The 15,210-nt window shown below is 71.9% G+C and carries 12 protein-coding genes; 6 read left to right on the top strand and 6 right to left on the bottom strand.

Annotated features, from left to right (window positions below; genetic code table 11):
* Positions 1 to 23 precede the first annotated feature (23 nt).
* Positions 24 to 887, top strand: a complete 864-nt coding sequence (locus ACFPCV_RS34185) for a hypothetical protein (protein WP_378061102.1) — start codon at positions 24 to 26, stop codon at positions 885 to 887.
* 68 nt (positions 888 to 955) lie between these two features.
* Here the strand turns inward: ACFPCV_RS34185 and ACFPCV_RS34180 are convergent, their stop codons facing one another.
* The gene (locus ACFPCV_RS34180; protein WP_378061101.1) at positions 956 to 2,101 is read right to left on the bottom strand and encodes a dipeptidase; all 1,146 of its coding nucleotides are present in this window, start codon (positions 2,099 to 2,101) and stop codon (positions 956 to 958) included.
* 254 nt (positions 2,102 to 2,355) lie between these two features.
* On the opposite strand from ACFPCV_RS34180, the gene ACFPCV_RS34175 reads away from it, so the two are divergent.
* From ACFPCV_RS34175 to ACFPCV_RS34165, 3 genes are all read left to right on the top strand, one after another.
* Complete coding sequence (locus ACFPCV_RS34175) at positions 2,356 to 3,072, top strand: response regulator (RefSeq protein ID WP_133902500.1); 717 nt, start codon at positions 2,356 to 2,358, stop codon at positions 3,070 to 3,072.
* Between the two features lie 122 nt (positions 3,073 to 3,194).
* Entirely contained in the window at positions 3,195 to 4,439 is a 1,245-nt protein-coding gene (locus ACFPCV_RS34170) for an HRDC domain-containing protein (RefSeq protein ID WP_378061100.1), read from the top strand.
* A 26-nt stretch (positions 4,440 to 4,465) separates the two neighbouring features.
* Positions 4,466 to 5,287 carry a DUF72 domain-containing protein gene (locus ACFPCV_RS34165; protein ID WP_378061099.1) on the top strand — a complete coding sequence of 274 codons (822 nt, stop codon included), beginning with the start codon at positions 4,466 to 4,468 and terminating at the stop codon, positions 5,285 to 5,287.
* 4 nt (positions 5,288 to 5,291) lie between these two features.
* Here the strand turns inward: ACFPCV_RS34165 and ACFPCV_RS34160 are convergent, their stop codons facing one another.
* The 3 genes from ACFPCV_RS34160 to dxs all read right to left on the bottom strand — a co-directional run bounded on the left by ACFPCV_RS34160 (position 5,292) and on the right by dxs (position 9,204).
* Positions 5,292 to 6,419 carry a sensor histidine kinase gene (locus ACFPCV_RS34160; protein WP_378061097.1) on the bottom strand — a complete coding sequence of 376 codons (1,128 nt, stop codon included), beginning with the start codon at positions 6,417 to 6,419 and terminating at the stop codon, positions 5,292 to 5,294.
* Positions 6,416 to 7,090 (bottom strand): response regulator transcription factor, encoded by a 675-nt coding sequence (locus ACFPCV_RS34155; protein WP_378061096.1) that lies wholly within the window; start codon positions 7,088 to 7,090, stop codon positions 6,416 to 6,418. The genes ACFPCV_RS34160 and ACFPCV_RS34155 overlap by 4 nt, the downstream gene beginning before the upstream one ends.
* A gap of 191 nt (positions 7,091 to 7,281) precedes the next feature.
* Positions 7,282 to 9,204 carry a 1-deoxy-D-xylulose-5-phosphate synthase gene (dxs, locus tag ACFPCV_RS34150; protein WP_378061094.1) on the bottom strand — a complete coding sequence of 641 codons (1,923 nt, stop codon included), beginning with the start codon at positions 9,202 to 9,204 and terminating at the stop codon, positions 7,282 to 7,284.
* Positions 9,205 to 9,301: 97 nt separating this feature from the next.
* Here dxs and ACFPCV_RS34145 point away from each other — a divergent pair, with 97 nt between their 5' ends.
* Positions 9,302 to 10,606, top strand: coding sequence for a hypothetical protein (locus tag ACFPCV_RS34145; protein ID WP_378061093.1), 1,305 nt, complete (start codon positions 9,302 to 9,304; stop codon positions 10,604 to 10,606).
* Positions 10,607 to 10,656: 50 nt separating this feature from the next.
* The gene (locus ACFPCV_RS34140; RefSeq protein WP_378061092.1) at positions 10,657 to 11,994 is read left to right on the top strand and encodes a hypothetical protein; all 1,338 of its coding nucleotides are present in this window, start codon (positions 10,657 to 10,659) and stop codon (positions 11,992 to 11,994) included.
* A gap of 4 nt (positions 11,995 to 11,998) precedes the next feature.
* On the opposite strand, the gene ACFPCV_RS34135 is transcribed toward ACFPCV_RS34140, so the two are convergent.
* Complete coding sequence (locus tag ACFPCV_RS34135; RefSeq protein WP_378061090.1) at positions 11,999 to 13,156, bottom strand: class I SAM-dependent RNA methyltransferase; 1,158 nt, start codon at positions 13,154 to 13,156, stop codon at positions 11,999 to 12,001.
* Positions 13,153 to 15,174, bottom strand: a complete 2,022-nt coding sequence (locus tag ACFPCV_RS34130) for an APC family permease (protein WP_378061088.1) — start codon at positions 15,172 to 15,174, stop codon at positions 13,153 to 13,155. Before ACFPCV_RS34130 ends, ACFPCV_RS34135 begins: the two co-directional genes overlap by 4 nt.
* Positions 15,175 to 15,210: the final 36 nt, after the last annotated feature.

Here is a 15,210-nt window from a genome sequence, read left to right as displayed (position 1 = left end):
CGAGCCGACACGGTGCCATCCGCGTGGCCACGCTCGCGGAACTCGGCGTGCCACCTCGAACGGCCTATCGCCGCTGCGTGGTCGGCGGCCCCTGGCAGCGACCTCTGCCCGGAATAGTCCTGCTGACGAACACGTCACCGACGAGGCGGCAACTCGTCGAGGCGGCTCTGTTGTACGGCGGTCAGGGCGCTCAGGTGACCGGCATCGAGGCGTGTCGTCGGCACGGTCTGACCAACCTGCCCGACCACGACGGCGTTCACCTGCTCGTCCCGGCGGACCGGCGGCTGCACAGCACCGACTACGTCACCGTCGAACGGACCACGCGGTTGCCGAAACCCGTCATCCGGGACGAGGTGCCGCTCGCACCGCTCGCCAGGTCGGTGCTCGACGCCGCACGGCGGATCAAGGACCACGATCCGGTCCGGGCACTGCTCACCGAAGCCGTCCAACGAGGTCGAGTGCAGCCGCGGTGGCTCCTGCACGAGCTGGAGAACGGCAGCAGCCGGGGCAGCGCGGTGCCCCGCGAGGTGCTCAAGGACGTGATGGCGGGCGCCCGGTCCGTGGCGGAGATCGACGCGATGCGCGTCTGGGAGCGATCCGGCCTGCCACAACCCGTGTGGAACGTCCCGCTGACCGACGCGAACGGCCACTTCATCGGCATGCCGGACGCGTGGTTCGCCGAGGTCGGCCTCGCATGGGAGATCGACTCGTACGAGTTCCACTTCCAGCGCGCGGACTACGCCAGGACGATCAACCGCAACGCCAGGTACGCCGCCGCGGGGATCGTCGTGCTGCAGACCCTCCCGACCCGGTTGCGCACCGAACCGGAGACCGTCGCGAGCGAACTGGCAGCCGCCTACAAAGCCGCGCAGGCCCGCGCGGCATAACCGGTGCCCTGAAAGGCGCGTTCAGGGCACCCAGCGCCCTGAACGCGCCTTTCAGGGCATTCGGCCGGTCACCTCGCCGCGTGGGTTTCTGCTTCCGTCATTGCTCGCAGTACGTTCTCGCCTGCCAGCTTGGCGCACTCCTCCTCGGTCCACCCTCGGTCCAGCAGTGCCGCGAACAGGACCGGGTACGTGCTCACGTCCTCCAGGCCCACCGGCAGCTCGGTGACCCCGTCGTAGTCGCCGCCGATGCCGATGTGGTCGATCCCGGCGACCTCCCTGGCGTGCTCGACGTGCGCGACCACGGCGTCCAGCCCGGCCTTCGGTGGTTTCGGCCCGTCCCACGTCTTCAGGAACTCCTGCCGTTCGTCCAGGTCCGCGTGCTTGGCCCCGGCCGCCGCCATCGCGGTCTGGAGGCCCCGGTCCCACTCGACCAGGTCCGGCGACACGAACGCGGGCACGAACGTCACCATGCAGACGCCGCCGTTGCCGGGCAGGCGCCTGAGCACGTCGTCCGGGACGTTACGCGGGTGGTCGGCCACGGCCCGGCAGGACGAGTGGCTGAAGATCACCGGTGCCTCGGCGACGTCGAGGGCGTCGCGCATGGTGGTCGCCGCGACGTGGGACAGGTCCACGAGCATGCCGATGCGGTTCATCTCGCGGACCACCTCGCGGCCGAAGTCGGACAGGCCGCCGACGACCGGCACGTCGGTCGCGGAGTCGGCCCACGAGGTGTTGTCGTTGTGGGTGAGCGTCATGTACCGGACGCCAAGGCGGTACAGCGCCCGCAGCACGCCGAGCGACTCGTTGATCGAATGGCCGCCCTCCGCGCCGAGGAACGAGGCGATGCGGCCGTCCGCGAACGCCGCGCGGGCCTCCGCCACCGTCCCCGCGATTCGCAGTTGCGACGGATATCGGGCCGCGAGGGTGTGCACCAGTTCGGCCTGTTGGACGACCGCCGTGACCGCGGCGTCACCGCTGAGCCGACACGGAACGTAAACACTCCAGAACTGGACGCCGACCCCGCCGGCCCGCAACCGAGGGAGGTCGGTGTGCAGTCGCGGCTGCGATTGCGCCAGATCCACCTCGGAAGCAGCCGATCGGGTCTCGTCAACCTCCGGAAGTAGCCGCAACGCCCAGGGGAGGTCGTTGTGTCCATCGACCAGCGGGGTGGTCCTGAGCAACTCCCGGGCCCGTTCGTAGGAAGCACCGTGCACTACCGCGACCTCGTTTCATCGAGTTGAGAGGGGTAGACGTTACGTCACCAACCAGAAGTCACCCGATCGTGTTACATCGCCCCGCCCGAGTGATGTCTCGATTGGATAGATAACGAATTGATCATCCCGCTAACCCGCTTGGGGGGCTAGGCTGCCGATGTCGACACCACTTTCGGTCCAACGGCGGCGCGGCTGTTTGGCCGAAGGTCCCGGTGTAGGTCGGGGGGCACGACCGACTCCAGGGAGGTAGTGACGTGGCTGCCGTCGGCTTAGGTCAGGCCGCTCGAACCACGCCAGCCGGTGTTCTGCCGGCGAACATGGTCCCGCATCCGCGGGAGGAGCTGTTCTCAGTACTGGTGGTCGATGACCATCCGTTACTAAGGGAGGCGATAGCTGCCCGGTTGACCCAGATGGGTGCCGGCACCGTCCACGAAGCCGCCACGGTGGCTGAGGCGAGGGCGCGAGCATTGGCCACTGGCCCGTGCGATCTCGCGATCCTCGATCTCGGGCTGCCTGACGGTTCTGGGATTGAGCTTGTCACCGAGCTGCGTGGCCATGGCTGGCCCCGCATCGTGGTGCTGGCTTCGTCCGACGACCCGTACGCCGTGCGTTCGGCCTTCCAGGCAGGGGCTCAGGCCTACCTGCTGAAGTCGGCCTCGCCGGTGGTCGTGACCGACGGGGTTCGTCGTGTGCTCGAAGGCGGCGTCTACGCCGACCCGAGCGTCGCGCCGATCCTCGCGACGGGCACGCGGGTCCCCGGCACCGACAACACACCGCGTGAGCTTTCCGCTCGCGAGGTGGAGGTGCTGCAGCTCGTCGCGGACGGGCAGTCCAACAAGGAGATCGGCGAGGGACTCAACCTGTCAGCTCTGACGGTCAAGTCCCATCTTTCGCGGATCGGCAGGAAGTTGGGCACCGGCGACCGGGCACAAATGGTCGCTCTGGCCATGCGTGCAGGCGTGATTCGATAGTGCAGATCCGTTCCGGCCGGGCTTGCGAGGGCATTCGCGAGCCCGGCCGAAACGGCCACTGAACGTCACCAACAGGTCGCTGCCTGCCGAAGTCCCACCGTCGTCCCGTATGGTCATCGGCCGTGGAGGACACGGGGACGGGAACAGCTGAGGAGGCACGGCCTGATCCGGTACTGCTGAAACAACCAGCAGAGGGCACGCCGGAGGTCGTGGAGACGCCCCGCGCGTTGCGGGACGCGTCGGATGCCCTGGCCGCGGGCCACGGGCCGATCGCGGTGGACACCGAGCGAGCATCCGGTTACCGGTACTCCCAGCGTGCCTACCTGGTGCAGGTGCGCAGACATGGCGCGGGCACCTTCCTACTCGATCCGGTCGCGGTCGACGACCGCATCGACCCGTTCATCGAGGCGCTGTCGGACACCGAGTGGGTGCTGCACGCGGCCTCCCAGGACCTTCCCTGCCTCGCCGAGCTGGGGCTGCGACCCGCCAAGCTGTTCGACACCGAGCTGGCCGGGCGGCTCGCCGGCTACGAGCGGGTCGCGCTGGGCACCCTCGTCGAGCTGCTGCTCGGCTACCGCCTCGAGAAGGGCCACGGCGCCGCCGACTGGTCCCGCCGCCCGCTGCCGCAGGACTGGCTCGACTACGCCGCACTGGACGTCGAGCTGCTGATCCAGTTGCGTGACGTCCTCGAAGAGGAACTCCGGTCGCAGGGCAAGCTCGAATGGGCGCTCGAGGAGTTCGAGGCGCTGCGGACCGCCCCGCCCCCGCCGCCGCGTGCGGAACCGTGGCGGCGGACGTCGGGCATCCACCGCGTCCGGTCGGCACGCAACCTCGCCGCCGTCCGCGCGTTGTGGGAGGCCAGGGACACCATCGCGAGGCAGCGCGACATCGCGCCGGGCCGGGTGCTGCCGGACTCGTCGATCGTGCAGGCCGCGACCGTCATGCCCGCCGACGAGCAGGCGCTGCTGGAGTTGCCCGTGTTCAAGGGCCGGGCGCAGCGGCGGATCGTGGACGTGTGGGCACGCGCACTGCGGACCGCCGCCACGCTGCCCAAGTCGGAGCTGCCCGACCCGTCGCCGCAGCACGAGGGCCCACCGCCGGCGAACCGGTGGAACGACCGCGACCCGGCGGCCGCGGCACGGCTGGCGGCCGTGCGTGCCCAGCTCACCGCGATCGCCGAGGACAACCGGCTGCCCGCGGAGAACCTGCTGCAGCCCGACCTGGTGCGGCGCACGTGCTGGCGCCCGCCTGAGGACCTGTCGCCGGGTTCGGTGGCGGACACGCTGCGGGCCGGTGGCGCGCGGGAGTGGCAGATCGGGCTGACCGCGGACGCGTTGTCGCAGGCACTGAAGGACGCCGAGCAGTGAGCGGGCCGCGCTGCCAGCATTGAGGTGTGCGCGGCAAGGTGTGGATCGGGACGTCGGGGTGGCGGTACCCGCCCTGGCGGGGCGTGTTCTACCCCGAAGGGCTGCCGCAGCGCCGTGAGCTGGAGTACCTGTCACGGCGGCTCGGGTCGGCCGAGATCAACGGGTCGTTCTACTCGCTGCAGAAACCGGAGTACTACCGGCGCTGGCACGACGAGACGCCCGACGACTTCGTGTTCGCGGTCAAGGGCGGCCGGTTCATCACCCACATGAAACGGCTGCGGGACGTCGCGACCCCGCTCGCCAACTTCTTCGCGAGCGGCCTCCTGGCGCTGGGCGGCAAGCTGGGGCCGGTGCTGTGGCAGCTGCCGCCGAGCCTCCCGTACGACCAGGACCTGCTGGCCGACTTCTTCGAACTGCTGCCCCGCGACACCGCCGCGGCGGCGGTGCTGGCAGGCAAGCACGACGAGCGGCTGGCGGGCCGCGCGCTGACCGAGGCCCCGGTCGACCGGCCGCTGCGGCACGCGCTGGAGGTGCGGCACCCGAGCTTCGTCGACCCGACGCTGGCGGACTTCCTGCGTGCGCACGGCGTCGGTCTGGTGACCGCGTCCGCCGCCGCGGACTGGCCGTACCTGGAGGACGTGACGGCCGACTTCGCCTACGTGCGGCTGCACGGCGAGACGGAGCTGTACGCCAGCGGGTACGGCGACGAGGAGCTGGACCGGTGGGCGGCGCGCATACACGGGTGGTCGCGCGCCGGGTTCGACGTCTACGCGTACTTCGACAACGACATGAAGGTCAGGGCACCGGTGGACGCCATCGGCCTGCAGGAGCGCGTCGGCACGGGATGACGCTTCAGTGGGCCGCGGGCAGGTGCACGGTCACCGTCAGCCCGCCGCCCGCCACGGCCTCCGCGGACACCGTGCCGTGGTGCGCCTTCACGACCGCGCGGACGATCGCCAGGCCCAGCCCGGTGCCGGAGTGCGCGGTCCGGTCCACGCCGCCCCGGCGGAACGACTCGAACAGCTCCTCCACCCGGTCCGGGTCGACCGCCATGCCCGACGACGCCACCCGCAGCGTCACCCAGCCGGGGCCCGCGACCGTGCCGACGTCGAGCCAGCCGCCGTCCACGTTGTGCCGCACGGCGTTCTCCAGCAGGTTGCCCGCGACGCGTTCCAGCAGCGCGGGGTCACCCGCCGACACGGCAGGCGTGCAGGCGAACGACGTCCGCAGGTGCCGCCGGTCCGCCTCGGTCCGCACCGCCTGCCACGCGGTGGCGACCACGGCCGCGAGGTCGACGCGTTCGAACGCCCCGAGCCCCATGCCGTCGGTGCGGGCGAGCAGCAGCAGCGCGTCGACGAGCTGACCGGCGCGCAGGGTCGCGTCGCGGACCACGCCGGCCATGCGGCGCAGCTCGTCGGCGTCCGCGTCCGGATCGGACAGGGTCACGTCCAGCTCGGTGCGGATCACCGACAGCGGGGTGCGCAGCTCGTGGGAGGCGTTGGCGACGAACTGGCGCTGCGCGGAGAACGTGGCCTGCAGCCGGTCGAGCATGGCGTCGAACGTGTCGGCCAGCTCGGCGACCTCGTCCCGCGGGCCGCGCAGCGCGATCCGCTCCCCCAGCGACTCGGCGGACAGGCGGCGGGCGGTGCCGGTGACGTCGCGCAACGGTTTGAGGACGCGGCCGGTGAACGTCCACGCGAGCAGCGCGGTCGCGGCGACCACGCACACGAACGCGATCGACCCCGCCACCAGGATCTGGGTGCGGGCGGTGTCGCGGAGCACCTCGGCGAGCTGCTCGGCCTTCACCCGGGTGCCGCCGACGACGACCGTCGTGCCCGCGGGCAGCGACGGCGCGTTGACGGACTCACCGGCGAGGATCCAGGCGAGCCACAGGAGCAGCGCGGCCACGGCCGTGACCAGGCCGGTGGCGAGAAGCGTGATCCTGGCGCGCAGGCCAGGACCCCGCCGGGGCTCGGTCACTCCACCCTGGTCGCCGCCGGCACCCGGTAGCCGGAGCCGACCACCGTGTCGATGATGCCTGGCTCGCCGAGCTTCTTGCGCAGCGTCATGACGGTCACGCGGACGGTCGTGGTGAACGGGTCGGCGTGCTCGTCCCAGACCCGTTCGAGCAGCTCCTCGCTCGACACGACCGAGCCGCTCGCCGCGAGCAGCACCTCGAGGACGCCGAACTCCTTGCGGGTCAGCTCGACCTGCGTGCCAGCGCGGGTCACGGTCCGGCGGGCCGGGTCCAGCTCGACGTCGCCCGCTCGCAGCACCGGCGGAGTGACCGGGGTGGAACGCCGGGCCAGCGCCCGCACGCGGGCGACCAGCTCGTCGAACGCGAACGGCTTGGCCAGGTAGTCGTCGGCGCCGAGCGAGAGCCCTTCGACCCGGTCGGCGACCGACCCGCTCGCGGTCAGCATGATCACCCTGGTCAGCGCGCCGGACGCGACGATCTCCCGGCACAGCTCGTCCCCGGACATGCCGGGCAGGTCCCGGTCGAGCACCACCACGTCGTACCGGGTGACGCTGGCCTTCTCGTGGCCCTCGTCACCATCGAGGGCGACGTCCACTGCCATGCCTTCACGACGAAGCCCCCTGGCGATCGCGTCGGCCAGGGGCTCTTCGTCCTCGACGATCAGAATCCGCACCCCACAAAGGTGCCACAGCTCGGTGTGGCCGTGTCGCGAGGCCTCACTCCGTGACGCCGGGGTCGCCAAGCGCGACCGCTCGCGTGGTGGGCCACAGCCAGTCCGAGCCGCCGCTGCTGGCGATCACGGTCCCCTCGTCGGTGAGCGAGGCGGCACCGATCTCGTCCGTGCCGCGCGGGGCGCGTGCGGGCTCAGGGCAGCTGCGCAGGGGCGGGGGCGTCGGTGCGGGTCGCGATCCACTCGGTGACCCGGCGGGCCACCCGCTGCGCGGACATGCCGAGCTGCACGAGCACCTCGTTCCGCGTGCCCTGCGGGTGGAACTCCTGCGGCAGGCCGATGTCCCGCAGCGGCACGTCGACGTCCGCGTCGCGCATGGCCGCCGCCAGTGCCCAGCCGAAACCGCCGTGGCGGCCGCTGTCCTCGACCGTGACGACCAGGCGGTGCTCCTGTGCGAGCGACACCAGGTCCGCCGGGACCGGGGCCACCCACCTCGGGTCGACGACCGTCACGCCGATGCCCTGGTCGGACAGCCGGTCCGCGGCCGCCATGCCAAGCTCGGCCAGCGCGCCGACCGTCACCAGCAGCACGTCGGCCGTCTCGTGCGGGGCGGGCCTGCGCAGCACGTCGACGACGCCGCGCCGCTCCAGTGCCGCGACCTCGCCGCCGACGGACGCCTTCGGGAAGCGCAGCGCGGTCGGGCCGTCCTTCACGGCGACCGCCTCGTTCAGCTCCTCGCGCAACGTCACCGCGTCCCGCGGCGCGGCGACCCGGATGCCCGGCACCACACCGAGGATCGACAGGTCCCACATGCCGTGGTGGCTGGAGCCGTCCGGGCCGGTGATGCCCGCGCGGTCGAGGATCAGCGTGACCGGCAGCCGGTGCAGCGCCACGTCCATCAGCAGCTGGTCGAACGCACGGTTCAGGAACGTCGAGTAGATCGCGACGACCGGGTGCAGCCCGGCCATCGCCATGCCCGCCGCGGACGTGACCGCGTGCTGCTCGGCGATGCCGACGTCGAACCAGCGGTCCGGGTACGCCTCGGCGAACTTCGCGAGGCCCGTCGACCGCAGCATCGCCGCCGTGATCGCCACGACGTCGGGCCGCGACTCCCCGATGCGGGCCAGCTCGTCGGCGAACACCGACGTCCAGGAGGCGGCGCCCTTGGCGGTGGTCAGCTTGCCGGTCACCGGGTCGATCGGGTCGGTCTGGTGCATCTGGTCCACCTCGTCGTTCTCGGCGAGGGGGTAGCCGCGGCCCTTGCAGGTCGCGACGTGGACGATCACCGGGCCGCCGAACTCCTTGGCGCGGCGCAGGGCGGCGTCGAGCGCGGCGAAGTCGTGCCCGTCGACCGGGCCGAAGTACTTCAGGCCGAGGTCCTCGAACATCACCTGGGGGCTGATCGCGTCCTTGATGCCGCGCTTGGCCGCGTGCAGCGCCGCGTACAGCGGCTTGCCGACGACCGGGGTGCCCTGCAGCATCCGCTTGCCGGCCTCCAGGGACCGCTCGTAGCCCGGCGACAGGCGCAGCGACGCGAGGTGGTCGGCCAGACCGCCGATGGTCGGCGAGTAGGAGCGGCCGTTGTCGTTGACCACGATCACCACCGGCCGGTTCTCACCGGCCGCGATGTTGTTGAGCGCCTCCCAGCACATGCCGCCGGTGAGCGCGCCGTCGCCGACGACCGCGACCACGCAGCGCTTCTCGCCACGCAGCTCGAACGCCTTGGCCAGCCCGTCGGCGTAGGACAGGGCGGCGGAGGCGTGGCTGCTCTCCACGAAGTCGTGCTCGCTCTCGGCACGGCTCGGGTAGCCGGACATGCCCTCGTTCATCCGCAGCCGGTCGAAGCCGTCCTGGCGGCCGGTGAGGATCTTGTGCACGTACGCCTGGTGGCCGACGTCCCAGATCACCGGGTCGTCCGGCGAGTCGAACACGCGGTGGAGCGCCATGGTCAGCTCCACCACACCCAGGTTCGGCCCGAGATGACCGCCAGTGGTCGTCACCTTGTCGACGAGGAACTCGCGGATCTCCGCCGCGAGCCTCGGCAACTGCTCCCCTGGCAACCTTTTCAGGTCCGCCGGGCCGTGCACCGTGCCGAGCAGGGACTCCTCGTCGGTCACCGCTGGTCACCTCGGTTTCTCATCGCGGGACGTCGCGCAGGTCCCCGCCAGTCTACGAGCGCACGCGCGGATGGCGCCCGGCCCTACACTCGGCCAGGTGCCAGTCGCATTCGACACCGCCGGCATGGAGCGACACGACGAGCGGACCTGGTTCGATCCACGAACCGGTGACCAAGTCAGTCTCACCTACATCGGCATGGTGCCCGACATCCCCGCGCCTTTCGACGACCTCCCCCTGTTGCGCAGAAAGCTGGCCGAGGAGACCGCGGAGAGCGGCGCCATCATCGAGGCGCACGTGGTGCGGCTCGGCGGGGTGCCCGCGCTGTTCCAGCTGATCAAGCTGCCGATCCCCGAGCAGGACACCGGGCTGGCGTTCATCGCCGCGTTCACCGTGCCCCGCGCGGGCTGCAGCGCCGTGCTGCGCATCCAGTGCGCGGAGGGTCAGACGACCGGCGTCCGCGAGTCGACGGTCGCCGCGCAGGTCGGGTTCGAGAACTGCTTCCCGCCGCACCCGTACGCCCCGGACGTCGTAGGGCAACTGCCCTACAACGTGGCCGACGAGGCGAACTGGGACCAGCAGTTCCCCGACCACCCGCTGACCAGGGCACGCGCGTGGGCACACCACACGCTCGCGACCGCGCGGGTGGACCCGCAGTTCGCGGCGCTGCCCCCGTTCGAGCCCGCCGTGCCCGCCCCGGCCGCGGAGCCGGAACCGGAGCCGCCGGTCGAGGAGGGTGACGTTCTCCACACCGTGCTCGTCGGCCTCCCCCTGGCGGGTTACCTGCCGCTCTGGCAGGAGGACGGTGTCACGTACTGGCGCATGAGCGACCCGGCGACCGTCCGCGCCCGGCTCGGCGCGGGGGTGGAGTCCCGGTCGGAGATCGACTCGCGGCGGTTCCGCGAGGCGGCGATGTTCAGCCCGGCCCGCGGCACCCTGTTCCTGATGGACCGCTACCGCGACGAGAGCGGGCACCTCGGCGGCGCCAGCACACAGCTCACCCCCGCGACGGAGGAGGAGGCGTACGCGGCGGTCGACGACAAGGCGCTGTCCGAGCTGTACACGTGGCTGGGCGAGGTGGTACTGGCAGCGGTCCGGCGCGGCGAGTTCGTCGCGGTCGAGACCGGTGGCTGGCAGATTCCGATGACCCCGGTCATCCTGACCATGCTCCGCACCGTCGACGGCACGGAGTGGCACTCGGTCGTGGAGGCGTCCCCGGTGCCCGAGGGCGCCCCGGTGTGGCGGGACCAGCAGCCGGTCGATGGCGACACCCAGGTACTGGCGAGCCCGGCGACGGACCAGACCGTCCGGGCGTCCGGCCTGCTGACGAGGTTCGCCGTGTCGACCTGGGGAGTCCACCCGTTCCAGTTGGGACTGTCGTTCGGTCCGAACCCGACATTGTGATTCGGTAGGGTCAGAGCTCACGTTCGGCACAAGAGGGTGGGGATCGAGCAGTGACCGAGCCGCAGCCAGTGATGGCGCAGGCCGAGCAGGACCAGCTGACCAGACAGGTGGGGCGGTCGTTGCTGACCGTCGCGGGGGAGGGCTGGCAGCGCGTCCGGGCCGAGTACCGGTCGGCGGGCCGGCACATCGAGGTGGACGTCTCCGTGACGGGCCCGGACGGTGTCGAGCACCCGGTCCGCCCGCCACAGGAGGTGGTCGAGGGTCTCGGCCGCCTCCGCCAGGGCATGTACCGCCCCGGGCGCGGCACCTGGCTGTCCGGCCTCTACCTGCTGGAGCCCCCGAGCTCGTTCAGCGCCGAGTTCGAACCGGACATCGAACCGAGGTGGCGGCGGGTGCCGCCCCCGATCGGTTTCGCCGACGAGCTGAAGTTCTTCCCGCGCGCGGACGAGCACATCCCGGACTGGCTGCGCCAGCGCGCGGGTCTCCCACCGCTGCCGACCGCCGAGGACCAGCCACCCGCGGGTGGGCCTTCAGGCTCGCAGGGGGCGCCGCAGCAGTCCGGCGAACCGACACCGCCACGGGGCAACCCGGCCACGGACGCGGCACCCCAGCAAGGCAGCCACCACAGCGGCCAACCCGGCTTCCCCGCGGCGACACCACAGTTCGGCGGCCAGCCCGGCAACCCCCGCCACGCCGAACCCACCCCACCGGGACAGTTCGCCAACCACGGCGGCGAGCGCACCCCGCCCCCTGGGTTCCCCGCGGCGACACCGCAACCCGGCGCCCACGGCGAACCGGCCCCGCCGCCGGGCAACCCCGCCAGCGGCGCGGCAGCGACCCAACCCGGCAGCCACCGCGGCGGCCAGCCCGGCTTCTCCCCGGCGACACCGCGGTTCGACGGCCGACCGGGCAACGAAGTGCCCGCACCCCAGCACGGCGACCACCACGGCGGCCACCCCGGCTTCCCGGCCTCGGCACCCCAGTTCGGCGGCCAGCCCGCCAGCCCACCCGGTTTCCCCGCGGCACCGCCACCGTTTCGCACCCACGGCGACCCGACCCCGCCCCGCGGCAACCCGGCCGACGAAGCCGCCGCGCCCCAGCCAGGCAACCTCCGCGCGGGCGAACCCACCCCGCCGCCGGGCGTCAACCCCGGGCCCACCCCGCCGCCCGGCTTCCCAGCGCCGTTCGGCGCGCACGCCGGGCCGGGAATCCCCTCAGCACCCCAACCGGGCGGGCAGCAGCCCGCCCAGGAACCGGACCAGCCCGGTGGGCAGTTCGTGTCGGGGAGCGAGTCCTGGTTCGGGGGTCAGGTCGCCGAAGCGGAGAGCAGGCCGCGTGGTTTCGGGGTTCCGGCCACCCCGTTCCCGCCGGACGAGCCGCACCGCTGACGCCTCACCGCTCCAGCAGCGCCACGCACTCCACGTGATGGGTCATCGGGAAGGCGTCGAAGGCCCGTAGCCGCGTCAGCGAGTACCCGTGCCCGTGGAAGGTGGCCACGTCCCGCGCGAGCGCTGCCGGGTCGCACGCCACGTACACGACCCTGGCCGCGCCGCGCGCCGCGATGGCGTCCACGACCTGCCGCCCGGCCCCCTTGCGGGGCGGGTCGAGCACGACCACCGACGGGTCAGGGCCCTCGCCCGCCCGCAGCACGGCCTCGACCCGGCCCGCGAGCACCCGCACCTGCGGCAGGTCCGACAGGTTCCCGGCGGCCTCGACGGCGGCGGGCCGGTGCGACTCCACCGCCATCACCGACCCCGACGGGCCGACCCGGGTCGCGAGCACCGCCGCGAACAGGCCGACGCCCGCGTACAGGTCCCACGCCGACTCGCCTTCGGACAGCCCGGCCCACTCCCCGACCAGCTCGGCGTAGAGGTCCGCGGCGTCCGGGTGGGCCTGCCAGAAACCCGACACCCGCCACTCGCGCCGCACCGCCCGTTCCACCGCGACCTCGTCCGGCGCGTCGCCGACCGCGACATGGGTCCTGGCTGTGGCGTCGACCGCGATCGTCAGCGACGAGTCCGGTGGCCACGGGCGGGACACGACCTCGTCGACCGTGCCGGGGGCGGCGATCGGGCAGTCGTCCACCGGCACCACGCGGTGGCTGCGGTGTGCGAAGAAACCGGGGCGGCCCTCGCCGTCGACGGTCATCCGCACCCGGGTGCGCCAGTTCAGCGGGCCGCCCGGCAGCGCCTCGACCTCCACCGGCATCGTGACGCCCGCCAGGCGGGACAGCTGTTCGGCCACCACCGCCGCCTTCAGCGCACGCTGGGCGTCCCACGTCGCGTGCTGCCAGTCGCAGCCGCCGCAGCCGCCGGGGACCGCGACCGGGCACGCCGGTACCACCCGGTCGGGGGACGCCGACAGCACCGAGACGGCGTCCGCGCGGCAGAACGAGCCGCCGCGGTCCTCCGTGACCGCCGCGACCACGCGTTCGCCGGGCAGGGCGTGGCGGACGAACACGACCCGGCCCTCGTGCCGGGCAACGCAGTGGCCGCCGTGGGCGACCGGGCCGACCGTGACCTCGAACCTGCGGCCCTTCCAGGAGGTCATGAGCGGTCCTTCTTCTTCTCGGAGATCCCTCGCCGCACGGCGCCGGGCGGCAGCTCCTGCCGGTTACGCAGCCGCTGCTTGCGCCGCTCGGACGACGCGAGCTGCCACGGCACACTCGTCACCATCACGCCCGGCTGGAACAGGAGCCTGCCCTTGAGCCGCAGCGCGCTCTGGTTGTGCAGGAACTGCTCCCACCAGCGGCCGACCACGTACTCGGGGATGTAGACGGTGACCACGTCGCGGGGGTTGGCGGTGCGGACCCGCTTCACATACTCCAGGACCGGTTTCGTGATCTCGCGGTAGGGCGACTCGACCACCTTCAGCGGTACGGAGAAATCCTCCTCCCCCCACTGCGCCACCAGCGCGCGGGTGTCGGCGTCGTCCACGTTCACCGTCACCGCCTCCAGCACGTCCGGGCGCGTCGCCCTCGCGTACGCGAGGGCCCTGCGGGTCGGCAGGTGCAGCTTCGACACCAGCACGATCGCGTGGTTGCGGGACGGCAGGGTCATCATGTCCCTGGTCAGCTCGGCCTCGCGCAGCTCGGCCGCGACCCGGTCGTAGTGGCGGCGGATGGCCGTCATCACCAGGAAGATCGCGGCCATCGCGGCGATCGCGATCCACGCGCCGAGCAGGAACTTCGTGATCAGCACGATCACCAGCACGGCCGCGGTCATGAAGAGACCGAACCCGTTGATGGCCTGCCTCTTCCGCATGCGCTTGCGCTCGGCCTCGTCCGCCTCGGTGCGCAGCAGCCGGTTCCAGTGCCGGATCATGCCGCTCTGGCTCAGCACGAACGAAACGAACACACCAACGATGTAGAGCTGGATCAGCCTCGTCACCTCGGCGTCGAACGCCACGACCAGCACGATCGCGAACGCGGCGAGGCCGACGATGCCGTTGGAGAACGCCAGCCGGTCGCCTCGGGTGTGCAGCTGGCGGGGCAGGTAGCGGTCCTGCGCGAGGATGGAGCCGAGCACCGGGAAGCCGTTGAACGCGGTGTTCGCGGCCAGCACCAGGATGAGCCCGGTGAAGAAGACGACGTACCAGATGGCCGGGTCGAAGCCGCCGAACACGGCGTTCGCGAGCTGTGCGACCAGCGTCTTCTGCTCGTAGTCCGCCGGCGCGTTCACCAGCTGGTGCGCGGGGTCCTCGGCGATCTTCACCCTGGTCACCGCGGCCAGCATGATGAGGCCGAGGAACATGGTGACCGCGAGGACACCCATCATGAGCAGCGTGGTCGCCGCGTTCTTCGACTTGGGCTTGCGGAACGCGGGCACGCCGTTGCTGATGGCCTCGACCCCGGTCAGCGCCGCGCTGCCGGAGGAGAACGCTCTGAGCACCAGGAACACGAACGCGAGGCCGGTGAGGTGGTCGCCCTCCTCGATCAGCCCGAAGTTGGCGCTCTCGGCCGGTATCTCGTCGCCGAGCACGAACGCCCTGGTCACACCCCAGATCACCATCGCCAGGATGCCGAAGACGAACGCGTAGGTCGGGAACGCGAACACCGAGCCCGACTCGCGGATGCCACGCAGGTTGACCGCGGTCAGGATCACGATCGCGCCGACCGCGAACGCGACCTTGTGCGTGGCGACGAACGGCACCACCGAGCCGATGTTCGCCGCCGCCGACGAGATCGACACCGACACCGTCAGCACGTAGTCGACGAGCAGCGCGCTCGCGACGACCAGCCCCCACCTCGGCCCGTGGTTGACGGTCGCGACCTCGTAGTCGCCGCCGCCGGACGGGTAGGCGTGCACGTTCTGCCGGTAGGACGCCACGACCGCGAGCATCACCACCATGACGACGAGCGCGATCCACGGGCTGAACGCGTAGGCGGACACGCCGGCCACCGACAGCGTCAGCAGGATCTCCTCTGGCGCGTACGCGACGCTGGACATGGGGTCCGACGCGAACACCGGCAACGCGATGCGTTTCGGCAGGAGGGTGTGTGCGAGCCGGTCGGTGCGGAACGGGCGTCCGACCACCAACCTCTTCAGCACAGACACGAGCTTGGGCACGGGTCGACAGCGTAAGCGGTCCCGTCACCAGGAGCG

The sequence above is a fragment of the Actinophytocola glycyrrhizae genome (assembly GCF_042653545.1).
Classification (GTDB): domain Bacteria; phylum Actinomycetota; class Actinomycetes; order Mycobacteriales; family Pseudonocardiaceae; genus Actinophytocola; species Actinophytocola glycyrrhizae.
This window is presented reverse-complemented; position numbering and strand designations above follow the sequence as displayed.